Below are 22,987 nucleotides of genomic sequence, written 5' to 3'. Positions count from 1 at the left end.
CGATGCGTCTACTCGGGTAACGCCACTATACTGAAGAACCTTAGCGCATCCTGATCGGGCTGGCCGAACCACGCGGTATAAAGGTCTCGGAATCCAGTAGAAACAAACAACCTGCTCAAGGTTCGATCAACTACCAGACGCAGATCATCTTCGCCTTGTGCGAGGCCGATTGCCACCGGCGCGTAAGTGAAGCGCCGGTCGAGCACGGTCACCTGGTCGCCAAAAGGCGCGCGGGTCGCGGCAGCAAGCAGGATCGAACGTTCCGCGAACATGACGTTGGCCTTGCGGTCGACTACATTTCCGATCCCGGCGTCTACGTTCGACACAGGCACAATTTTCGCCGGAATTTCGAGTTGCGCGAGCTTCGTCGCGACCCAGCGCTCTGTCGCCGATCCGGCGACCACGGAGATCGTTTGAGCGGACAATATCTGCGCAGGCGTCGCGCGCCACAGCGGCCTTGCAGATGCGTGCCCAAGGGTAAGGACTTCCTTCAATGCAGGCGGCGCGTCCGCGCGAACCATCGCGCCGAGCCCGCCCGGATACGTGGGGATCGAGAACGCAATCTGCTTACGACCCGTGAGCGTATCGGCCTCGCCGCACAAGAGGTCGACGCGATGCTCCTGCACGGCGACAAAGCGCTCCTGCGGTGTCACCGGCACCCACTGGACCGATAAAGCTGCTAGCTTGAGTTCACTCTTTACCTGCGCGGCAATTCTCTCGCAAAGCGCGACCGTGTAGCCCGCCGGATGACCCGCGTTGTCCCGATAGGAAAAAGGCTGCGAGTCCACCGAATAACCCAGATTGATTTTCCCGGACTGGCCGATTCGCGCTAACGCGCCGCGCTGCGCGGGTGACGCGCTGGCCACCGCTTCCGCAGCGCGAGCCGGACGCGGGCTGAGGATCGCTTGCGCCACTATAGCCAGCATCAGCATGGCTGCTGTCGCAGCACCCGCGCGGAGCGCGCTCCCACGGACCGAGAAGCGCATCGCAATGAAGCCGAACACGATGTAGCCGATTGCCATGACCAGCATGCCGCCGAGCACGGCGTCCTTGCCGGCCGCATAAAGCGCATATACGGAGTAGATCATCGCTATTACCGCAACAACAGCATTGCGTCGATAGACATGAGCGCTCACCTGTGCGTCACGCATCATCGCGAACAAGGCAGACATCGAGATGATGTAGGGCAGCACGTTCGTTACCACCGCCAGATTGACTAGAGCCTCGAATTGCTGGCTCAGGTTCGGGGAAATGGTAGAGAGTGCCATCAACGATTGCACAACGCCCATGATGACCATCCCGGCGATCGGCGCCCCCATTCGATTGGCCTTGCTAAATATCTTGGGAAACATCTGCGAATCCGCCGCATCCTTGGCGGTCTGAGCCAAGGTGAACTGCCAGCCCAGCAATGAACCCACGCAAGCCATCGCCGCTAGTGCCATCACAACAGAGCCGACGAGCGGATTGAACATTTTCGCGAAAGCCAGGCCGAACGGGCCGGCCGATTTCGCGAGCTCCGCTCCCGGCACAATGCCTTGTATTACCGCGGTGGACAGAATATAAATGGCCGCCGCGCCCAATGTGCCGAACAGACTCGCGAGCGGAACATCGCGCTTCGGGTTTTCCACTGCGGATGAATTCTGCACTGCCGACTCCATACCGAGGAACGCCCACAGCGTCAGCGAAATGCTCGACCCCATGCCCTGCGAGAGTCGCAATCCGTTAGGGTTCCATGCGGCGCCGAAGATCGCGCTGCTAAACCAGAACCACCCGAACACCGAGATAAAGCCCACCGGCAGAATGACGCCCCAGACCGTCACAGAGCCCAGGCGACCCGTTAGTTTCGGGCCGCCGAAATTCGCCGCGGTTGTGATCCACAGGAGCGCGATTACGCCAATACACGTCGCAATCGGCGTCGACGTGAGCACCGGAAAGAACGCGGACAGATACCCGAGCGCGGAGCTTGCAACGGCGACGTTGGCAATGGCGAGCGACAGGAAATACAGAAAGAACACCTGGAAGTAGCCGGGTTTGCCATACGCGTCCTCGGCATAGGCGGCCATGCCCCCGGCCCGTTGATTGAGAATTCCGGCTTGCGCGAAGCCATACGCGATGGCCATCGACCCGAGCGCCGTTACGATCCAGGAGAGCAGCGAGATGGCGCCGACCTTCGCCATATTAGCCGGCAGCATGATGATGCCGGAGCCCATCATATTCACCGTGACGATGAACGTCAGCTGCACGACGTTCATCTTCTTCTGCTGTTCGGCCATGGCGCACCTCTCTCTACAGTCACGTTAGAACACTATTCGCGAACCACATACGTATAAAAGCGGATCCGTCCGTTCTCCCGTTCCTGAAAGACCCCTTGCACTTCATAGTTGAAGCCTGGGAAACGATTGAATGACTCCTGGAACGCCATGAAGTAGTCGAGCATGGGTTGCGCACGTGCGTCCCAGCGTTCGCCGGGCAGCACGACACCGATTCCCGGTGGGTAGATCAAGGCTAACGTCGCTGAGATGCGGTTCTGCGCAGTATCCAGAGGAATGTAGTCCACGTCGTTTGCGACTAGCGCCTCGTACGCGTTCTCGGCGGACATCGCGAGTTCCGGGAAACTCGATGCCCTGAAGCATTTGCGTTGCAGGTCCTTTACGTTCGCCTCCCGATAGAAACTATGCATTTCGTTGCATACTTCGCGGAGGGTGAGATCCCCGTAGCGCTGTGCATGGGAAGCATGGAGCGTGGGCAATGCCTCGCCGAGTAAGGCGTCACGGTCCCAAAGGTTCTTGAACTTGACGAGCTTTGCAATCAGCGTGTTCAGCTTGCTTTCATCCTCGGCGGGGGTCATAAGAAACAGGATGCTATTCAGGTCGCATTTTTCGGGCACCACGCCTTCTTCACGCAGATAGTTGGCGACCACCGTCGCGGGAACGCCGAAGCTTAGGTAGTCACCTGTATTGCGATCGATTCCCGGCGTCAACAGCGTGAGCTTGTTCGGATCGACCATTGCATAACCTTCCGCATAGCCCCCGTAGCCATGCCACGCGGCCTTCGGATCAAAGGTCCAGCATTGCTGTTCGCGCTTGATCACTTCGGTAGGAATGCTTTCCCAGGCAGCGTTTTCCACGTTCCCGATAAACGGCGAATCCTTGATGCTGACGAGGTCCGGTACGAAAGGATCGAAAAACCACTGCTCCTGCGTCGACCTGCCTGTGGACATGTAATGTTGTTTGAATTGGCGGAATTTCTTGCGTGCGTCGATGCCAAGTTCAATGCAACGGTCCCACAGTACCTCGCCGGCTTTTCCCTCATGAACCTTGGCATTCACGTCGAGCGACGCGAAAAGTGGGTAAAAAGGCGAGGTGGACGCATGAATCAGGAACGACTCGTTAAACCGCTTATGCTCGATGTAGCGCTTCTGCCCGCGTATATGCTCGTCGCGCTTATGTATCTGCGACGCCTGTGAAAAGCCAGCGCCTTGTTTATGCACCGACTGCGTAGAAAACAGTCCGGGCAAGTCAGGAGTCAGCCGCTGGATGCGCATAGGGCTGTAATTCTCGTAAAGCGGATGGAACGCGTTGTAGCCGATCCATGCCTCGTCCCAGAGCACGTAATCGCACAGGTGCCCGATCCTGTCGAGTACCTTGCCGACGTTGTAAATCGTTCCGTCGTAGGTCGCGAGCTGGATGCACGCGAGTCGAAACGGACGCTCCGATCTGTGCCGCTCCGGGTCCTTCACTAGCGGATTGAGGCGGATCTGCTCGCGGAGATAGCTTTCATCCCACGCCTCCCAATCGACCGCGCCAATCATGCCGAAGGGATTTCGCGCCGTGGGTAGAAAGACAGGAATTGCCCCCGCCTGAACGAGCGCGCCCTGATGAATGGACTTGTGATTATTGCGGTCGAATAGAACCAGATCGCCGCGCCTGAGCACAGCGCCCGTGACGACCTTATTCGACGTGCTAGTGCCATTGAGGACAAAGTAGGTCCTATCCGCACCGAAGACCTGGGCCGCATGCTTCTGCGCGTCGGCCGCAGCACCCTCGTGAATCAGCAGGTCGCCAAGATTGACGTCCGCGTTACATAGATCGTTTCGAAAAATGCTTTCGCCGAAAGTCTTGAAGAACAACTGTCCAGCTGGAGATTTTCGGAAGAACTGCCCGCCTTGATGCCCAGGGCAGTCGAACGCGATGGTCGCCTGGGCGTCATACGCCGCGAGACCGCCGAAGAACGGCGGCAACAGACTCATGCCGTATCGAACGATGCTGCCTATAACCTGCTTGGCGTAGAAAGCCGGCGTCTGCTGCCCGAGGTAAATGTAGCCATCCACTTCACCAAGTCCCTCGGCAACGGCCAGATCGGATATCCGATGTGAATCGCCTAGCGCCCACAACGGCGTATTGAAGCCAAGCGCGCGTACGTCTAGCGCGAGTTTTCTCGCCGCGGTGAGACGTTCGCCGTCCACCAGCGCAATATAAGCGCCCACGTCTGCGTCTTCGCTGACATCGCGCGCAAACGTTCCTCGCACTTCCACTGTATAACCTGCTTCGCGAACATGGTCGAGCAGCGTTCGCGTCTCGACGTTTTCCATGTCGACGATCGCAACTACTTTCAGCAACTTCTGGAACGGTATAGGGATCGTCGGCGTCTTGATTGAACGGGGAAGCATCGCCCGGCCCTCCGGTTGTCCGCCACCCATGCAATACGTCTGTGTGGAAAAGCGGCGCGTCTGCGCGCAAGTGTTCGTGACTTAGCGCCGCGAACACTCATCGTCATCATTAGAAGAACACAGAATTCAGTTTGATATGAATCAGACTTTGGTCCTACACATCGGGGCGCCGCTATGCAAGACGCGCGAGCCCAATGCAGCGGCTGCCGAGTGACGCATTTAATAACTTACATCCATACGACCTTGGTCCGATGGCAGCTTCGATAGACGCATGATTTTCTATCGATGTATGCGGCGCGTACGCACGAGGCTGCTGCCCAGATTCCTCACGTCCCCGCGTCGTCGCCCGAAGGAGAATTCCATGTCCACTTCCCTAACCTTTTTGCGCGCGAAGTTTCCCGTCCTGATCGTCGACCAGGAATTGAACGCAGAGAACGCAGGCGGCCGGGCGATTCGCGACATCATTGACGGCCTGACTTCCCGCGGTCTCAAGGTGATCACGGCTAGCGACTTTACGGACGGTGCTGCACGGATCGTTTCGCATCCGGAGATCGGCGTGATCGTCATGAACCACAGTACGATCGCGCAAATCCCCTCCGAAGACATGGTGCGAGCCGTGAAGCGCTTCCGCGGTCGCTATCCCGGCGTCGGCATTTTTCTCGACTCGTCAATCGATGTGCTGGAGACCGTGCCGGTCGAACTCGTCGCGCAACTCACCGGCTTCATTTACAAGCTTGAAGACACCGCCGCGTTTATTGCGGGGCGCCTCGAAGAATCTTTGGATACCTATTTGAGCACTCTGCTGCCGCCGTTTTTCAAGGAGTTAATGGAGCACACCGAAAAGTACAAGTACTCGTGGCACACGCCCGGACACTCCGGTGGCGTAGCATTCCTGAAATCGCCAGTCGGAAGAGCATTTTTCGACTTCTTCGGCGAGTCCACGTTTCGCTCGGACTTATCGGTGTCCGTGCCGGAGCTCGGATCGCTGCTCGAACACACGAGCGTCGTAGGCGAGGCAGAGAGAGAAGCCGCGCTCAACTTCGGAGCTGATCGCACCTACTTCGTCACCAACGGTACTTCCACTTCGAACAAGATGGTGTGGCACGGCTGTGTGTCGCGCGGCGACGTGGTGATAGTCGACCGCAATTGCCACAAATCTATTTTGCATTCGCTGATCATGACCGGATCTATACCGGTGTATTTCCGCCCAACGCGAAATCCGTACGGCATCATTGGTCCGATACCCGCGGCTGAGTTCACCGTGGAAGCCGTCCAGAAGAAAATCGACGAGTCGCCGCTGATCGCCGACAAAAAGAGCAAGCCGCGGCTGGCCGTCGTAACCAATTCGACTTACGACGGTCTCTGTTATAACGCAGTAGCGATCCGCACGATGCTTGCGCACCAGGTCGAGGTACTGCACTTCGACGAGGCGTGGTTTGCCTATGCCAGGTTCAGTCCGTTTTATGAAAATCGTTATGGGATGGCAGCAAGCGCGAATCCACAGGCGGGTGAGCCTGTTACGTTTGCGACGCAATCCACGCACAAGTTGCTGGCAGCACTGTCGCAGTCGTCCATGATTCATGTAAAAAACAATGCGGAGGGGAGCTATTCACACGCCCGCTTTAACGAAGCGTACATGATGCACACGTCGACCTCACCGCAGTACAGCATCATCGCCTCTTGCGACGTCGCGGGAAGGATGATGGCAGGCGGCGCGGGCCGCGCACTAATCGAGGACGCGATCGCCGAAGCGGTCGCCTTTCGCAGAAAGATCGCGCAGACATATCGGACCATGTCTGAAAATGGCGACTGGTTCTTCGGCGCATGGCAACCCGCGCAAATCGCTGACAGCAGAGCCGCGAAGACAGGACCACTCGCGCCTATCGACGTCGATCGGGAAGACTTCGTTCTGAAAGCCGGGGATTCGTGGCATGGCTTCACACACGTAACACCAGATCATTCGATGCTCGACCCGATCAAAGTAACCGTTCTCACACCGGGGGTGGATCCTCACGGGGAGTTGCAGGCACAAGGTATTCCCGCGGCGCTCGTGAGTCGCTACTTGTGGGGCCGAGGAATAGTTGTCGAGAAGACCGGCCTCTATTCTTTCCTGGTGCTTTTCTCCATCGGAATCACGAAGGGCAAGTGGGGCACTCTTCTCGCCGAGATGTTCCGCTTCAAGGAACTGTACGACACCAATGCGCCGCTAGACCGCGTATTCCCGGATCTTGTCAAACAGCATCCGGCCGCATATGAAGGTGTCAGTCTTAAGACGCTTGCCGCGCGAATCCACGACTTCTATCGTGAATTCGGCACACTGAAACTCATGGGCGACATTTATACCGACTTGCCCACTCAGGTTGTGCTGCCTTGCGACGCATACGACAAACTGGTGCGTAACGAAGTTCAGATGGTCCCGCTAAATGATCTCGCAGACCGCATTGCAGCTGTAATGCTGGTGCCTTACCCACCCGGCATTCCCGTCATCATGCCGGGCGAGCAGTTCGACAAACCCTCGGTACTCGCCTATCTGCGAAATTGCTACGAGCAGCAAGCAAGGTTCCCCGGCTTCGAGACAGAGATTCACGGGCTCGAAATGGTGCGTGAAGGAGACTCCATTCGCTACGACGTCTGCTGTGTTAAATGACTAATGCCAGTCGCGCGGCGACAAGGCGTAAGTGGCCCAAGTCGCCATTAATCCAGACTCGCTGCTTCGCACGATAGTTGCGAGCATCGCCCTCAGCGTCGAAGCGTCCTGAGGCGCTCAATCGCGTGACGCGTCACGACTGACGCGAAGGGGGTATGCCAGCAACATGCAAGGCCATCGTGGCCGCGTGGCACTATGTCACGACGGTTTCCCTATTGAGTCGGCCCTGAACAATTCGGTTCTCGTGCCATTCGCGTTACGCCGGCACTTCGGTGGCAGTGTGGCAGTTGAACAGGGCAACGAGAACGAAGACACAAAGAAGCCGCAGCTTCCTCAGGATCATCCGGAAGTTGTGACCGGCGCCGCACAGCACCGCGTGCATCGCATCGCCGAGCGCGCCTTTGAGCCAGTTGCGATCAAGTTTTCCGTCTGTCTTCATGTGACCGATGGCTGGCTCGATTGCGCTGCGTCGCCTGATCATCGCTCGTAGTCCGCGTGTGATGCCACGCCGCAACCCCGGGTGATAGATCTTCACGCCATCGACGGCGACACCCTTGTAGCCGCGATCGACGATGGCGACTTCTGGCGTGTCGTCGCACAGGATTGCCGCCTGCTCCAGCGCTTCAGCCAGCGTGTGCCCGTCATACGGATTGCCCGGCATCGAGCGCATGCCAACGACCAGGCCTTCCTTGTGGGTCGTCGTGATCGACACTTTCACGCCGAATTCGTAGGGCGTGCGGGCCTTTCCCTTTGCCAGACATTCAACTTCCGGTGCGTGCAGCGCGTAGAGCTTATTTTTGTCCTTCGGCTTCTGCGCCAGGATGCGCTTCGTGCGACCAATTAACTCCTGCAACGCCACACGACCTGAGTCTGGCACGTGGGAGAGCTGCCGCTCCACATCACGCATCACCCGTCCAACGCGCGAACGCAGCGTGCGCAATGTCTTTCTCATGCGTTTGTACTGCTTCGCGTGAGCGTAGCGGCCAATCTGCAGCCCCAGTCGCGGCGCCTCGCGGTTGTAGTTTTGCCTCAGTTTCAGACCATGCCGTGCCGCAGCCTTCACCAGATGTTCGCGACACCGTTCGAGCAATCGCGAATCGGTTGGGTGTGCGATCGCCTTCTCCATGACAGTCGTATCGACAATCACGCGCTTGACGCTCGAGGCCTTGATCACGCCAGCGCGCTTCGCTGCTTCGATCGTCTCGGCGAGCAATTCTTCAACGCCGGCTTCGCCCAGTCGTTTGCGCCAGCGCGTCAGGCTCGACGGGTCGATTGGCGGCTCCGTCTGGAGATACGTCTCGCCCGTAAAGACCTGCCAGTAGGGGTTCTCAACCCATTGCCAGACGACCTCTTCGTCGGACAGGTCGAACGCGTGCTGCAAATACAGCAGCCCGGCAATCAGTCTGGGCGACGTCGCCGGTCGCCCCTTGCGCGATACAAAGCTTTCGCTCATCGACGCGCCCAGTCGCGCCCAGTTGATCAGGTCGGCCAAACGTATCAACGGATGCTTCAGGTTGATCTGTTCGCGCAGCGGTTGGCGGAAAAAATCTCCCTCCGTCACAGGTGTCTTCGGACCCATCCGCACCTCGTCGAAAAATGCAGGGTTCTCGCGTTAATGTGCCAGGTTCCTGCAATTCTCACAACACCATTTCGGCCTCAAAGCTCTGCTGCACAAGGAGCTCCGAATTGTTCAGGGTCGACTATTGATAAGAGGGTGACTTCCATGGACCAGCCTCACCCAATTCTCCCCCCCTCTTCTCCCCGACGATTTCACGGTCTGGTTTTCCGCTTATGGTTTCGGATGGGGATACTGCGCGTTTGCGCTTCCCGCAGAGATGGCATGTCAAAAGCTGGGCTGAGCTTGCCCCCGAAAAACGAATCCCTTGCTGAACAGGTAAACTCAAGCAAGGAGAAGAACGATGACAAGCAAGGCAAAGCGAGCACAGTACACGCTCGAGTTCAAGCTGGAAGCGGTACGGTTGGTGAAAGCCGGGCAAAGCATGGCAGCAGTGGCGGCGACACTGGGTGTGGTTGAACAGACACTGTACAACTGGGTGAAGGCTGACCGGGAAGGCAAGCTCGCGGGAGCAGGCACGAAGCCCGTGAGCCCGGAACAGATGGAGCTGGCGCGGCTGCGTGCGGAGGTAGCGCGCCTGAAGATGGAGCGAGATATATTAAAAAAGTGCGCAGCGTACTTCGCGAAGGAATCGATGTGAAGTACGCCTTCATCGAGCACAATCGACGCTACTGGCCAGTCTCGGTGCTATGCGAAGTGCTGGAAGTCAGTCCCAGCGGATATCATCAGCGCCGGCAACGCACCGCGCAGGACAAGCCGCACCGAAGCCGCGTAAGCAACGATGCACTGCTCGCGCAAGTCAAGGCAATTCACACGCAGGTTAAAGGCGAATACGGCTGGCCCCGCATGTGGAGGGAGTTGCTCACACAAGGCGTGCGCGTGGGTAAAGAACGGGTTCGCAAACTGATGGCGCAGCATGGCATTCGAGCTCGCCACAAGCGCAAGTACATCGCGACGACAAACTCTAACCACGATTTGCCGGTGGCGCCGAATCTGTTGGAGCGCAACTTCACCGCTAACGCACCGAACCAGGTCTGGACGACCGACATCACGTACCTGGCGACAGCCGAAGGCTGGGTCTACCTCGCGGTTATCATCGACCTGTTCAGCAGGCAGGTGGTGGGCTGGTCGATGCAGCCACACATGAAAGCTGAACTAGTCACGGACGCATTGCGAATGGCGTGGTTCCGGCGTCGCCCTGACGCCGGCGTAATCGTGCATAGCGACAGGGGCAGCCAATATTGCAGCGGCCTGTTTCAGGACACATTGAAGGCCTACGGCATGCGTTCGTCGATGAGCCGACGTGGAAATTGTTGGGATAATTCGCCGACGGAAAGTCTATGGGGTTCGCTGAAGGTAGCACGCATGCACGGACGACACTTCGCCACTCGGCGAGCAGTAATGGATGAGGTGATTGACTGGCTGGGCTTTTACAATGCGCGTCGGTTACATTCAACGCTCGATTACGTCAGCCCCATGACGTTCGAAAAGAACTGGTTCGCAGCTCAGCGAGGCGAAGCCGCATAATTCCCCCCAGCTATGGGATTCGTCAAACGAGGGCAAGGTCAGGCGCTCGGAGTAAGAGCCCGAAGCAACTGTTGCTTGCCTTCGAGCTTGGGAAGCGGACAGTTTCCCAAGCGATAAAGAATAAAGCGTTGCCCTTCTCAGGTGAGCGAATAACGCTCACGGCAGCCGACTTCTAAGCGCGCCGGACCGCCCGTTGTGTCACGCAGCGAGCAAAGCCGGTCTCATCGCAAACGCGTAGCCGCAGCAGGCGATCACGCCGGGGCGACCTGAGCTCGATGCCTTCGCCGGTGCAGCCACGATCGACTCTGAGAGCGCTAGCCAGTTCAGCGGCGCCCAACGCGCTGATGATGCCGCCCTGCGCTGCTGGCATTTTGCCGCGACGGCTTCGCCTGTCGACCAACAAGCAGACCAGGATCGCGATGCGACCAGCGCATTGCGCGGCGCAGCCGTTCGCGGCGGAGATGAGTTCCAACCGGGATGGTGGCCTCGCGGCGGTGGCGCAACTGCGGGCGCCATTCTTGAGTCACTGCGGCCGCACTGATTCAGAAACGCGCGCAGTGGATAGAATCACCGTCCCGGCGGGTTGAGAAGGTGCTTGCGATGTGAAACCGCCGCCTTCGGGGGACTCGGGAACGGACGGCGGCCCGATGGCCGTGGCGCGGGAGGATCCGATGTGCGGGGAGCGGCGATCAGAAATCCACTCGATGTCAAAAAGATCGCGAGTAACAGGACAAATTCCATGAGACTGCTCCTGTTGCGTAACTGCCAAGGCTTGCGGATCACCCTCGTTTATGCGAATGACCGCCGACATGCCACGCGGGCGTCCGCGTATTAGCGCGGTGAATACATATGTTTGGAGCGGCCAACTGGCTTCGGGTCCGGCGGTGAGTCACGCCACGACCGGAACGCCTGTCCTCGACAAGACATCTCGATGCCTGGTGGTCGCACTCGAATAGGATCAAGGCGCCGCTCCCAAGTCGCTAATCGAACGCTTCCTAGAAATTAGGCCACCCAATGTATCCGGCCAATAGGTCTTTGGCCTTATGCCAGAATCCGTTGGAAAGAGCGCTTATAGAGCCAGTCACCATCTCGACTTTTTCAAGGGAATCGAAAAACGCCGGTCGGTGTCATGAAACCCCGGTGAGCCAAGAATGGGCCGCTGTTGACTGTACTTCGCGCTTAACCTGTAGGACGGCCAGGTCATCTGGCGACATTCTGCAGAAGGTCATTCGCGCGAATAGCCGCTTCCGGGTCCACAGCCGTTGTAACGACTGTGGAACCCGGAAGCGCGAATGAATAGCCCGCTCACGCCTTGTGATCCCGGAGGAACCTGAAGAATTCCACGCCCTCGTGCAAGCGTCGCTTCATCATCTCCCAACTGACCAGCATCTCGCGGACGATCTCCCAGATTTTCGTCGGCCTGAAATAAAAGCGCTTATAGAACTCCTCGACGCCAAGAAAGATCTCTTCGCGCGACAAATGCGGATACCCTATAGTCGATGCTTGGGTGCCCGCGGAATTGACGAGCGTGATGACCTTGCTTTCTTCCAGCCATCCGTTCTCCACAGCTTGCTTGTGAAGGACCGTCCCGGGATACGGTGCGGCGAGCGATACCTGGATCGTGTGCGGGTTGATCTCCTTCGCGTACTGGATCGTCTTCTGTATCGTCTCGTGCGTTTCCCCGGGAAGCCCGAGAATGAACGTGCCGTGAATCTTGATGCCGAGCTTGCGGCAATCGTCACTGAAGCGGCGCGCCATATCGGTTCGCAGCCCCTTTTTGACATTCACGAGAATCTGGTCGTCGCCAGACTCGTAGCCTACGAGCAGGAGCCGCAATCCGTTTTCCTTCATCACTTTGAGGGTTGAATAGGGAACGTTCGCTTTCGCGTTGCATGACCATGTCACGCCGAGTTTGCCCATGCCGCGAGCGATCTCCTCGGCCCTCGGTCTGAGATCGGTGAAGGTATCGTCATCGAACATGATTTCCTTCACTTCTGGCATGTTGTCCCTGATCCATTTCACTTCTTCAAGGACATGCTCGACCGAGCGGGTGCGATAGCGATGCCCCCCAACCGTATGCGGCCAGAGACAGAACGTGCACCGCGATTTGCAGCCTCGACCCGTGTAGATCGAGACATACGGATGCTTAAGGTAACCGCTGAAGTAGTTCTCGCTGTTGAGGTCACGCTTGTAGACGGGCGCGACGAACGGCAACTGGTCCATGTCTTCGAGAATCGGTCGGGCGTCGTTGTGCGTGATTCCGCCGTCGGGCAAGCGGTAGCTGAGACCCAGAATCGATTCGAACGGAAGTCCCTGCGCAATCTCGCGACAGGTGAAGTCGAATTCTTCGCGGCACACGAAATCGATCGCATCGCTTGCGACAAGCGAGCCGTGGGGATCGACGGCTACCTTTGCCCCGACCATCCCGATCAGAATACTGGGCTTGCGCTGCTTCAGGTGCTCCGCGAATCGCGCATCGCTCGAGAACGATGGTGAGCTCGTATGAATAATGACAAGGTCGTACTCCTGAGCAATGTCGAGCGTGGCATCCAGAGACAGGCCATCTGCGGGCGCGTCCACGACGCGGCTGCCCTCGACCAGCGCGGCAGGTTGCGCGAGCCAGGTTGGATACCAGAAGGATCGAATCTCACGCCTCGTCTGGAAGCGTGAGCCCGCGCCGCCATCGAAGCCGTCGAACGAAGGTGCCTGTAGAAACAGCGTTTTCATAAATGCCCTCGAATATTACAGTTCACTTGCGGGAATCAGTAACTCACGGGGATTCGCCGGGCTTCGGCGATTTCGCGAATTGATGCAGGCTTTCGAAAAACTATGCTGGTCACTCTGGACAGCCGGTACGCACGCCCCTCTCCGGTGGCAACTCTGAACCGTAGGGGGCCGCTAAAGCATACTACGACTCCCGACGGGTAAATTGCAAAACCTCGGTCCTTTTTCTCAGTCGATTTGTACGTCGAGACTATTGCTTTGGCCGCCTGCCGTACCGGTGGCCGGTGTCACGAGATGCGCTGCGAAGGGACCTCAGTTCTACGAAAGGTGACGCCCAGATTGAGCTTCCGCTCGATGCGTACCAGAACGCTTACACGCATCGAGGTATTCGACTGCATACGCGGTTTGCCTCATACTGAAAACCAAAGTGGGAGGCGATCGATGACGCAAGGTCGAGACGATACGGACGGCGTGCCCGTCGGCAATGGTCAGCACATCAGCCCAGCCGAATTTTTGCTGATGGCAGGCTTTCTCGCATATCGCGCCCCGTTGGCGACACCCGACGCCCGAGCGGCCGCCCGCCGTGTATTGGTCGCCGTTCTCGAAGTAGCGACCGCGCGCGGATTCGCTGATTCGGATCCTTTGCGGGCAATGATGGCGAACGCCGAGAAGTCTTCACACGTCCTAATGCTGGCGGAGCAGGCCACGGCTGCTGTCGGCAATACGGCCGCTTACCTTCAAGTTATTCGCAGCGCTGGCGTAATAATGGAGGACGCGTAAAAGCAGTCGGTATGCAGCGTTCTCGCATCGAGTGCACTCCACTAAACTGTCCAGTTCCTCGAAGGTCGCTCGGGCCGGATCGCTACGTGCTCTTCCTGGCAAGCACCAATTCCAGAAGAGAAGTCATGGTCGACTCGTTGGTCGTTTCAGCGTCGAATCATGCTGGACGCACGGCGACAACATACCGTTCTCGTCGACATCGAACCTTTGTCCACGCCATAACACGCGGGACGAGAAGAAGCTCGCAACGTAGATTACGAACTGAAGGACATCCCACAGCGGAAGCCAGGGAAATCCCCTGCAACGCTCACCCGTCGCACAATCCGTCTGCCAAACCAATATCGCGCGCACCATGAGCGTCAGCACGACCAGCCAGCAGGCCAGTAGATTGCCCCATGAAGTCAGTGCGGCCAGCAAGGCAAGCGGAAACGGATGCATCAGGATAGCCCCGAGATGACCCGTCGGATCCGCAGCGCGAATCGTGCGGCTCCAGCGCAGTTCGTGTGCGAATAACTGGGAAAGCGTTGTCTCGACGCAACCGTGACGCACGACAAACGGCGGAACGACTACCGAGAAGCCGCTGCGGCGCACCGCTTCGCCAATCGCGTAGTCTTCTGCGAGATGATGTCCAAATTGCGCGAGACCGCCTATGCGCATCAGGGTCGTCCTTGTCATCGCGATCGTTTGGCCAAAACAGGGTCGCGCGCGTCCAATCGACAATCCGGTGACTACGCCGGGCAGAAAATGATAGTCAGTCATCGCTGAACTGATCTGAGGCCAGAACCCAGGCGCGCACAATCCACGATAAGCGCAGGTGACCAACCCGACGCCAGGTTGCTGGAGTGCGCCCATGATGTCACGGAGGAAGCTTGGCCCGACGCGTACATCGCTGTCGGCAAAGCAAAGCACATCATGCTCCGCGTGATCCAGAATGTTTGAAAGATTGGCAATTTTCCGGTTGGGCCCATTCATCCTGCCGTCCGCCACAACGGTTATGTTTTTGTCGGAAAAACGCGTGCGCAGAAAATCGACGGCACTGAGTGCCTCATCAGATTGGTCATGGACGCCGAAGACATATTGAACCGGCCCCGGATAGTCCTGTTCCACGAAACTCGTCAAGTTCTCCAATAACGCCCATTCGTCGCCGTGCAACGGCTTGGCAACGGTAACTGCAGGGAAGCCAACGGGCGCGACGATTGGACGCGAAAAGAACCGGCGCATAAGGATACTGGCCGACACGGTGTACACGATGCCGAGTCCGGCACCCAGGGCAGATAACCCTGCAGCGAAAGCGAAGAATAGGTGGACAACATGCGGCAGAGCCATACGCCTCCGAACCATAGTGCCCCAAGGACATTCGAGACTGCCTCACCGATGCTTAAGATAACCTTAGCGTCGAGGCCGTAGCCCTCGTCGTTCAATTCTCGCCGGTTCGCAATTCGAGGTGGCGAACGGACCCGCGTTGTGCCAAAGCGCGGCTCGACAGCAGCCGGCATCACGTCGCGTACAACATCTCCACTACGGTCACCCGTCGTTGGCCCCAGCTCATTGACTGCCGGTCATAGCAGTCCAACGCGAGCGTCATGCGCAGCGGCGAGACGTCGTCGCAGTGGAATTGGAAGTCGTTAGAACACCGGCGGGCATTGGTGCGGCCTCTTCCTCGCGAGCTGGGGAAACGCACGGGACATCCCGGCGGCCACGTTTCAGCCGCCGACGCGCGGAGCGCTTTCTTATATGACGTTAGTCTGACAGAGACCTTTTCGTAGGTCATTGTCCTGTCCAGTCTAGACTATGCTCTCAGTCACCGAGTGCTGTATCGATGACGAACAGCGGCCCTCCCCCGAGCAGTCGCCGACAACGCGGCTCTCATTTACTTCGCCGGACTGTTACCAACTCCTGCTGCACCGCGCCGCTGGGATACCGGCGCCTCATTCATCCCGTTCGGTGGCTGCATGGCCAATCGGATTTCGAGTCGCAGGTCAAATCTTCAAGCTCGGGTTATTCGGCGGTGATCGTCGTCACGGGCACCCATTTCGCATTTTTCGCGCCTTCGGCGGCCGTACCCGCAACACTGATAAAAATGCTGTCGGCAATCCCGCCGCTGCCGACGAACTGCGCTCGCATCCCGAGCTGTTTCATGCGTTTGGTCACCAATGCCGCCTGATTGTTGAGCCCGGCGAAGTAAAGCAGGTCGGCATTCGCTGCCTTGATGGTCGTGAGTTGCGCATTGAATTCGACGGCTTTGTCGTTGGTGAATTCGGACGCGACGATCTTGCCGCCCGCCCCCTGCACCGCTTTCTTGAACTCGTCCGCTGCGCCCTGTCCGAAAGCCGTGCGGTCATCCATCACCGCAATGCGCTGGGCCTTGGTGACGTTCACCGCATATTTCCCGGCATTGCCTGAGTTCTGCGCGTCGGTGCGCGCTTTTCCATACCTCTGGTAAGGGAAGATGCCGAGAGTCGAGACCACGAGTTGGCCGTTTGCTTCGGGCGAGACCCGGCGTTCCTGAAGGGACGGGGATTTGCGGGCGATTGCGGCGTACAGCCGCGTTGCGCCAGATTAAGGCGGCTGGGCGCCTTTTGAATGGTTTTGTAGGGATTGTCCCAGGTCGGGCTTTCCCTTTCTTGCTTCGCGCGGCAACGCAGGTCGCGTTTGTTATTTCTGCGAGGTGGTTAGTCGCTGAGCGTCGCGGACGCCACCGAGCAACCGAGCGTTGAGCCGCGTCGCTCTTCTAGTCCGCGTGCGCGCGATCGAACGCCCACACCTCGGGGAACCCCATCAACGCGCACATATCGGAAAACGGATACATCGCGTCAGCGGCGGCTTCCGTGCTCCGGTGCGCAAGAATCTGCCCGTAGACATCTTTGAGCGCCTTCGCGACAGATAAGAAACCCGACGCTGGATAAATGGCCAGAGAAAAGCCGAGCTTTTGCAACTCAGGGGGCGCAAGCTGCGGCGTCCGCCCGCCTTCAACCACATTCACGAGCAACGGCATATCGAACGTGCGCCCGATCGTGTCGAGCTCCTCGATACTCTCCGGCGATTCGATGAACAGCACATCCGCACCGGCCTTCGCGTAGGCCTCGCCACGACGCAGCGCTTCATCGAGACCGAGCGACGTCCGCGCATCAGTGCGCGCGACAATCTGGAAATTGCTATCGCTGCGGCTCTCCACGGCGACCTGAATCTTGCGCACCATGTCCTCGACCGGGATCACCCGCCGGCCCGGCGTATGGCCGCACTTCTTCGGAAATTCCTGATCCTCCAGTTGTATGCCTGCCGCTCCCGCGTGCTCATAACCCCGCACGGTATGCGCGACGTTCAGCAATCCGCCATAACCGGTGTCGCCGTCGCAGATCATCGGCGTGTTCGTGCCGCCGCAGAACGCCGCGACGCGATTGACCATGTCCGTGTAGGTCGCGAGCCCCGCATCCGGCAGACCGAGGTACGACGCTACTGTGCCGAAGCCCGTCATATAGAGGCAGTCGAAGCCCATTGAGTCGGCCATCTTCGCGGAGATCATGTCGAAGATGCCCGGCGCAGTGACAATCTCCTTGCGCGCGAACCGCGCTTTCAACGCGTGACGCTTGCTTTGATGTGTGACGCTCATACGTATCCTGTTTAACGAAGGAAGTGGAAATCTCAACGTTGCGATTCATTGTGAAAGCGATGACGCCGGCAGCGGATCGTCCGTGTCGATCGAAGGCGCAATGTCCTCGAGCGAGCGTCGATTCGTCTCGATACCGAACGCTGTAAGGACTACCGCCAACACGATCAGCGTGCCGATGATCATCGTCAGCACGTCCTTCACACCGCCCGCCGCGTACATCATGACGACGAGTTGCGGCGCGCAGATGCCCGTGATGCGCCCCGCGCACCCCGCGATGCCGTTTGCGCGCATGCGATTCTCCGTGGCGAAGAGTTCCGGGATGTATGTCGCAATGCCCAGCGCGACCATCAGGTACGTGAGCGTGAAGAGGAGGAAGCCGAGCAGCGTGGCCATTTCTATGCCGGTCGAATGTCCGTATAACCAGCCGATGACTGCCGTGAGCACCGACACCGCGATGAGCCCTTTCCTGCGTCCGATCCTGTCGGCGAGCAGTACGCCCAGCAGCGCCCCTGCCGGTCCGCCGAGCGCCATCAGTGCGGTATAGCCGAGCGACGATGCCATGCCGAGCCCCTGTTTCATCAGAAACGTCGGCACCCACACGATAAAGCCGTAGATCACCATGTTGACTGCAACCTGCACCACAACGGAAAGGAACGTGCGGCGAATTTGCGCCGGCCCAAAGAGTTCGAGCAGCGTGGTTTTCCTCGTGACGGTGCGCGGCGCATCGACGACGGGCGGCAGCGTCCCATTGCGCGCCGACTCCTGTTCTGCTTCGCGCAGAATCGCTTCTGCTTCGTCGTAACGGCCCTTCGATTCGAGCCAGCGCGGTGACTCAGGCATCTTCTTACGAAGGACCCACACGATCATCGCGCCGACGCCGACGATTGCGAACATGGCGCGCCAGCCGATCGACGGGATGATCAGATACCCCAGGAACGTTGAGAAGAACAGTGCGGAGTTCGTGATGAGCGACAGATACGCGGACCACTTGCCACGCACGGCAGGCGGCATGAATTCGCCGACCGAACCATACCCGACGACGATCTCCGCGCCGAGGCCCAGTCCCATGAAGAAGCGGCACACGATCAGCCAGGTCATGTTCGGCGCAAACGCGCCCGCGAGCGACGCGAGGCCGAGCACTGCGAGATTGAACTGGTACGTGAATTTGCGGCCTTTCGCGTCTCCGAGCAGACCGGCGGTGAACGCGCCGATTAGCATGCCGATGAACGTCGAAGACAGGAACGCCGCGTTCAGGTGCATCGTCGACCAGCCGGTTTTGGCGAGCGCGCCGAGCACGCCGCCGGCAAGATAGATGTCGAACGAATCGAGGAACATGCCCGCGCCAATCAGCCACAGCACGCGCGTGTGGAAGCGCGAGATCGGCAGCCGATCGAGGCGTGCACCAGCGCTTGCGGTGCTCAAGGTATATCTATCGGTGCTCGGCATGTCTCGTCTCCAGTATTGTCGTCGTCGCGACTATTGAATGACTGCTCGTGATGCTGGTGCCTTGCTGCTCCTGGCGCGCTGATTCAGGACGTGGGGCGCTCTCCCTCGCGACGGTCGAGCACCGCACTCTCGGCGGCGAGAATGTGGCAGCGCATGGCGGCTTCCGTCCACGCGGCGTTGCGCTGCTCGAGCGCGCGAACGATTTCGAAATGCTGGCGTGCGCTGCGGACACGATCTTCGTCGCTATAGGTGCCAAACGTCCACTTGATGAGCGGGGTTTCCTTCATCGACCTGAGCGAGCGGTCGAGGCGCGCGTTGTTCCCGGCGGCTGTGATGATTGCGTGGAACTCGCTGTTCGCCGTGAACCACGCTTCGCTGGATTCGGGCGTCGATGGCTGCTGCGTAATCGCGAGCATCGCATCCGCTAGCGTTCGGAGACGTTCTATGTCGGACGCACCGATGGATAAGGATGCGCGGCCCGCGAGATACGGCTCGACGAGAAGACGCGCCTCGAAGATCTCGCGGGCGTCGTGCAGCGTCCACGTCTTCACGCGAACGCCGTAATTCGGACGCGTTTCCACCCACCCATCCGCGTCGAGACGCCGCAAGGCCTCGCGTACCGGCGTGCGACTCACGCCCAGGCTCCTGGCAAGCTGTTCCTCGCGCAGATATTGACCTGGGCCGTATTGGCCGCTGGTCACTGCGTCCTTGATTGCGGCGTAGACATCATCCGCAGAACGGGGCGGTTCAGGCGTCGTTGTATGCAATGATGCTTCTTGGCGCGCCATTTGGTTCCCGATATAAGCCTGCGTTCACACATTGTATGCAATGACGGCGCCGCCGAAACGTCGGGATTTTCCCGCAGGACGCCGCGCTCACGCCATCAGAGATGGAAAGCACGCGGGCAGCGAAGATTGTCGGTGTCGTAGACGCGAAGCGATTGGCCAGTAAGCTGAGCGCTGCTGGCAACGTCTTAATGGCGACTGGAGGCGGCGAAACGCGTGGAGCGCTTCGAACTGAAAGGCCGTGCTACGGCGATCGTTCGATTGTTCGATCGTCACGCATGAATCGCGGACACCTGGGCATTTAGCGCCACGCGGTCGCCGCTCCGGTCGGACCGCCGGAGCCCAGCATGCTGCAAGCCGAACCGGCGACTCGGAATGCGCGAGCTATGCCAATTTCACTCCTTGTCCGGCATCGCCGACGAGTGATGACTGGTAATCAGCCATTGCGTGCCATCCCACCGATAGGTGTACGTATAACGCGCCTTCACGACGACGCCGGTTTTCGCGAACGTGAACGTGTAAAGCCCCGCGTCGACAGCCGAATTGCAGCCTGAGTCGACGAAACGCATGTCGATTTTTCCGGAGGGACGATCCTGGAGGAAGTGCTGGAAATAGTCCTCCTTGTCCGCGACCGTCAAGCGCGGCTTGCTGGAGACCGTTGCGAGAAGAATGGACCGAGGCGCGTAGTTGGCGACCACCTTGTGCGGATCGCCGGTCTGCAAAGATTGATTCCATCGATCGAATAACGACGCGATCTCGGCCTCTGTCGCGACCTTGCAACTGCCGGGCTGCGCCGACGACGCATTGTTCGAGGATGTGTAATCGGAGGCGCATCCGGCGAGCGTCAGCGTCAGGACAGCAACAGTGAGCGACCTCATGGCGGCACCTCTTCCTTCAGGAGCAGGAAGAAGTTGCGTGCGCGCTGACTCTTCCCGGCAAGTCCGAGGGCGACGCGGAGATAACCTGTGACCGATCTAATGCTGCGTCCGCAGAGGGACGCACCGTCGCCAGTTCAGGCAGACCGTATCGGACAAAACAAGCCAAGTTGAACAAGCATTGCCGGGCTCGTCTGTGCGCTAGCGAACAGTTTCTGTTGCTCGTCTGCAAGCCGTATTGCGCGGCAATGCAAACATGCTTCACGCAGGACCCGGCCGGCGCCTCGCAATCGTCGTGGCGCACATCACGGACACCACGCTCGAGACCTTCGACACGAAATAACGGCACACGCTACGAGCAATTCGCCACAGCATGTGGCAGCGCGTCTTTGTACTAGAACTTCGGATGACATTCGAAGTTGACCGACGACCCATGCGTCGTCAACATCTCCACCCCGCTCACCGTTTCCACATTGATGCTGCTCTGCATGCCGCGCCGCTCGCAGTATTCGCGCGCCTCGTTCAGCGCCTCGCCGTGCGCGCGCGCCCATGCCATACGTCCGCCGGTCGCGCTTGCCGCGACTGTGTACGTGCCGGGTTTATCGGTTGCGACGACATGCGTCGAGGACGCGCAGCCGGCAAGCGCGCCTCCTATCGCGAGCGCCGCAATGGCGACGCGAGACCAATCGCGAAGCTTCTTCAACATGATGCACCTGGAATGTCTGATCGTTTCATGACCGCGCCTGGAGTCGTTACGGGGCGGTCGGTCGGTTGTATCGCAGCCGCAATTATCCGGAAATACGCGTGCGAGATCAGCCTCACGGCTCGAAAACACTGTTGCCTTCACCTGAACAATCTGTGCAGCCGCAGCATCGACGCATTGGCGCGCTGGAACTGTTTAAAGCGCTTCCCGAATCGTGGCCGAGCGATTAGTCTTTACGAAATCTTCAAACCATCCGGACAATGAACTGGAGGAGACATCGATGGAACTCGAAGCACGTACCATGAAACGTGTGACGGTTCGGCTCGTGCCGTTCCTGATCGTCTGCTATTTCATCGCCTATCTGGACCGCGTCAACGTCGGCTTCGCCGCGCTGCAGATGAACAAGGCGCTCGGTCTTTCGGCAAGCGCATTCGGCTTCGGCGCGGGGATTTTCTTTATTGCGTACTTCTTCTTCGAAGTGCCATCGAATCTTCTGCTCGAAAAATTCGGCGCGCGACGCTGGATCGCAAGAATCATGTTCACGTGGGGTTTGCTTGCCGGTGCAATGGCGTATATCCCACATATCGCGCAATACACGGGGCTGTCGGCGGCTCATGTGTTCTACAGCTTGCGCATTCTGCTGGGCGTGGCCGAAGCGGGATTCTTCCCTGGCGTCATCTTCCTGCTCACATTGTGGTTTCCCGCCGCGTATCGAGGCCGAGTGGTCGGCTATTTCATGGCGGCGATTCCACTGTCGACGGTGATCGGCGGACCGATCTCGGGCGCCCTGCTTTCCATGGACGGCTTTGCCGGTCTCGCCGGCTGGCAATGGGTTTATCTGATCGAAGCCCTGCCCGCTCTGATTCTCGCGTTCGCGGTGTGGTTCTACCTGACCGACAAACCGGCGGACGCCACCTGGCTAGCCGCCGATGAGCGCGACTGGCTGGTCGCACGTCAGAAGCAGGAGCGCGAGCATCGCGAAGCCGTGCATGCTTTTAGTGTGAAAGAGGCGCTTCTCAACCGCCGCGTGCTCGCCATTGCGCTCATCTACTTCGGCGCCAATGCAACGAATTACGGCTTGAGCTTTTTTCTGCCGCAGATCGTCAAGGCCTTCGGTCTGACTAATTTGCAGACGGGCTTTGTGACGTCGCTGCCGTATATCGTCGGCGTCATCAGCATGGTTTACTGGGGACGTCATTCGGACCGCAAGCTGGAACGCAAACGCCATGTAGCGATCGCGCTGACGGTCGCGGCGCTTGGCATCGCGGCGTCGGCCGGGCTCGACAATCCAGTGCAGAAAATGATTGCGCTGTCGATCGCGGGCTTCGGTATCTTCGGCTGTCTGCCGGTTATCTGGACTTTACCGGCTGCGTTCCTGTCGGGCGCCGCGGCTGCCGGCGGCATCGCGGCGATCAATTCGCTCGGCAATCTCGCGGGATTCTTCGGACCTTACGCGATGGGCTGGATCAAGGACAGCACCGGCGGTTTCGGAGCGGGACTGCTCTGCCTCGCAGGCGCGGGCCTCGTCGGCGCGGCGGCCGCTTTGCTGCTGCATCACGATCCCGCGCTGGAAGCGTCGGCTGGCACCGCGCGACGCGACGCGTCTGCGGCGCCCCCAGTCGCGGAATACTAGCTAACGGGACGA

14 protein-coding genes and 2 pseudogenes are annotated in these 22,987 nt (G+C 59.0%); 4 read left to right on the top strand and 12 right to left on the bottom strand.

What is annotated here, in order from left to right; all coding sequences use genetic code 11:
• Positions 1-8 precede the first annotated feature (8 nt).
• Both potE and speC read right to left on the bottom strand, forming a co-directional pair.
• The gene (potE, locus tag OH764_RS07850; RefSeq protein WP_498848633.1) at positions 9-2,273 is read right to left on the bottom strand and encodes a putrescine-ornithine antiporter; all 2,265 of its coding nucleotides are present in this window, start codon (positions 2,271-2,273) and stop codon (positions 9-11) included.
• Between the two features lie 32 nt (positions 2,274-2,305).
• Complete coding sequence (gene speC / locus OH764_RS07845; RefSeq protein ID WP_498848632.1) at positions 2,306-4,669, bottom strand: ornithine decarboxylase; 2,364 nt, start codon at positions 4,667-4,669, stop codon at positions 2,306-2,308.
• Positions 4,670-5,030: 361 nt separating this feature from the next.
• Here speC and OH764_RS07840 point away from each other — a divergent pair, with 361 nt between their 5' ends.
• Complete coding sequence (locus OH764_RS07840) at positions 5,031-7,316, top strand: Orn/Lys/Arg family decarboxylase (RefSeq protein ID WP_498848631.1); 2,286 nt, start codon at positions 5,031-5,033, stop codon at positions 7,314-7,316.
• Between the two features lie 256 nt (positions 7,317-7,572).
• Here the strand turns inward: OH764_RS07840 and OH764_RS07835 are convergent, their stop codons facing one another.
• Positions 7,573-8,895, bottom strand: a complete 1,323-nt coding sequence (locus tag OH764_RS07835; RefSeq protein WP_498847578.1) for an IS5 family transposase — start codon at positions 8,893-8,895, stop codon at positions 7,573-7,575.
• Positions 8,896-9,235: 340 nt separating this feature from the next.
• Here OH764_RS07835 and OH764_RS07830 point away from each other — a divergent pair.
• Positions 9,236-10,419 (top strand): IS3 family transposase gene (locus tag OH764_RS07830; RefSeq protein WP_498848630.1). Its coding sequence is split into 2 segments (ribosomal slippage): positions 9,236-9,500 and positions 9,500-10,419, totalling 1,185 coding nucleotides; the frame shifts between segments, so codons are not numbered across the junction.
• A 1,305-nt stretch (positions 10,420-11,724) separates the two neighbouring features.
• On the opposite strand, the gene hpnJ is transcribed toward OH764_RS07830, so the two are convergent.
• The gene (gene hpnJ / locus OH764_RS07825) at positions 11,725-13,146 is read right to left on the bottom strand and encodes a hopanoid biosynthesis associated radical SAM protein HpnJ (RefSeq protein ID WP_498848629.1); all 1,422 of its coding nucleotides are present in this window, start codon (positions 13,144-13,146) and stop codon (positions 11,725-11,727) included.
• A gap of 438 nt (positions 13,147-13,584) precedes the next feature.
• Here hpnJ and OH764_RS07820 point away from each other — a divergent pair, with 438 nt between their 5' ends.
• Positions 13,585-13,923, top strand: a complete 339-nt coding sequence (locus OH764_RS07820; RefSeq protein ID WP_498848628.1) for a hypothetical protein — start codon at positions 13,585-13,587, stop codon at positions 13,921-13,923.
• A 123-nt stretch (positions 13,924-14,046) separates the two neighbouring features.
• Here OH764_RS07820 and hpnI read toward each other — a convergent pair whose 3' ends face one another.
• The 8 genes and pseudogenes from hpnI to OH764_RS07780 form a co-directional block, all read right to left on the bottom strand.
• Positions 14,047-15,249: a bacteriohopanetetrol glucosamine biosynthesis glycosyltransferase HpnI gene (gene hpnI, locus OH764_RS07815; RefSeq protein ID WP_498848627.1), complete on the bottom strand. Its 1,203-nt coding sequence runs from the start codon at positions 15,247-15,249 to the stop codon at positions 14,047-14,049.
• 119 nt (positions 15,250-15,368) lie between these two features.
• Positions 15,369-15,574: pseudogene (locus OH764_RS07810) on the bottom strand (IS3 family transposase); the annotation flags it as partial.
• Between the two features lie 392 nt (positions 15,575-15,966).
• A pseudogene (locus OH764_RS07805) lies at positions 15,967-16,341 on the bottom strand (ABC transporter substrate-binding protein); the annotation flags it as partial.
• A 313-nt stretch (positions 16,342-16,654) separates the two neighbouring features.
• Positions 16,655-17,533 carry an isocitrate lyase/PEP mutase family protein gene (locus OH764_RS07800; protein WP_498848626.1) on the bottom strand — a complete coding sequence of 293 codons (879 nt, stop codon included), beginning with the start codon at positions 17,531-17,533 and terminating at the stop codon, positions 16,655-16,657.
• A 45-nt stretch (positions 17,534-17,578) separates the two neighbouring features.
• Entirely contained in the window at positions 17,579-18,979 is a 1,401-nt protein-coding gene (locus OH764_RS07795; protein WP_498848625.1) for an MFS transporter, read from the bottom strand.
• 83 nt (positions 18,980-19,062) lie between these two features.
• Positions 19,063-19,767, bottom strand: coding sequence for a GntR family transcriptional regulator (locus OH764_RS07790; protein ID WP_498848624.1), 705 nt, complete (start codon positions 19,765-19,767; stop codon positions 19,063-19,065).
• A 392-nt stretch (positions 19,768-20,159) separates the two neighbouring features.
• Entirely contained in the window at positions 20,160-20,642 is a 483-nt protein-coding gene (locus OH764_RS07785) for a DUF4440 domain-containing protein (RefSeq protein ID WP_498848623.1), read from the bottom strand.
• A gap of 391 nt (positions 20,643-21,033) precedes the next feature.
• On the bottom strand, positions 21,034-21,345 hold the full coding sequence (locus OH764_RS07780; RefSeq protein ID WP_498848622.1) for a hypothetical protein: 312 nt from the start codon (positions 21,343-21,345) through the stop codon (positions 21,034-21,036).
• Between the two features lie 277 nt (positions 21,346-21,622).
• Here OH764_RS07780 and OH764_RS07775 point away from each other — a divergent pair, with 277 nt between their 5' ends.
• Positions 21,623-22,975, top strand: coding sequence for an MFS transporter (locus OH764_RS07775; protein WP_498848621.1), 1,353 nt, complete (start codon positions 21,623-21,625; stop codon positions 22,973-22,975).
• Positions 22,976-22,987 lie beyond the last annotated feature (12 nt).

Source organism: Burkholderia sp. M6-3 (assembly GCF_050858985.1).
GTDB classification, from domain to species: Bacteria; Pseudomonadota; Gammaproteobacteria; order Burkholderiales; family Burkholderiaceae; genus Paraburkholderia; species Paraburkholderia caledonica.
Note: the sequence above shows the minus strand (reverse complement) of the source record. Positions and strands in the feature narration are given on the sequence as shown.

Coding starts and splice junctions, on each gene's coding strand:
- OH764_RS07800 (WP_498848626.1), bottom strand. CDS start 17,533: ATGAGCGTCACACATCAAAGCAAGCGTCACGCGTTGAAAGCGCGGTTC.
- OH764_RS07785 (WP_498848623.1), bottom strand. CDS start 20,642: ATGAGGTCGCTCACTGTTGCTGTCCTGACGCTGACGCTCGCCGGATGC.
- OH764_RS07795 (WP_498848625.1), bottom strand. CDS start 18,979: ATGCCGAGCACCGATAGATATACCTTGAGCACCGCAAGCGCTGGTGCA.
- OH764_RS07780 (WP_498848622.1), bottom strand. CDS start 21,345: ATGTTGAAGAAGCTTCGCGATTGGTCTCGCGTCGCCATTGCGGCGCTC.
- hpnI (WP_498848627.1), bottom strand. CDS start 15,249: ATGGCTCTGCCGCATGTTGTCCACCTATTCTTCGCTTTCGCTGCAGGG.
- OH764_RS07790 (WP_498848624.1), bottom strand. CDS start 19,767: ATGGCGCGCCAAGAAGCATCATTGCATACAACGACGCCTGAACCGCCC.
- OH764_RS07775 (WP_498848621.1), top strand. CDS start 21,623: ATGGAACTCGAAGCACGTACCATGAAACGTGTGACGGTTCGGCTCGTG.
- OH764_RS07840 (WP_498848631.1), top strand. CDS start 5,031: ATGTCCACTTCCCTAACCTTTTTGCGCGCGAAGTTTCCCGTCCTGATC.
- hpnJ (WP_498848629.1), bottom strand. CDS start 13,146: ATGAAAACGCTGTTTCTACAGGCACCTTCGTTCGACGGCTTCGATGGC.
- OH764_RS07835 (WP_498847578.1), bottom strand. CDS start 8,895: ATGGGTCCGAAGACACCTGTGACGGAGGGAGATTTTTTCCGCCAACCG.
- potE (WP_498848633.1), bottom strand. CDS start 2,273: ATGGCCGAACAGCAGAAGAAGATGAACGTCGTGCAGCTGACGTTCATC.
- speC (WP_498848632.1), bottom strand. CDS start 4,669: ATGCTTCCCCGTTCAATCAAGACGCCGACGATCCCTATACCGTTCCAG.
- OH764_RS07820 (WP_498848628.1), top strand. CDS start 13,585: ATGACGCAAGGTCGAGACGATACGGACGGCGTGCCCGTCGGCAATGGT.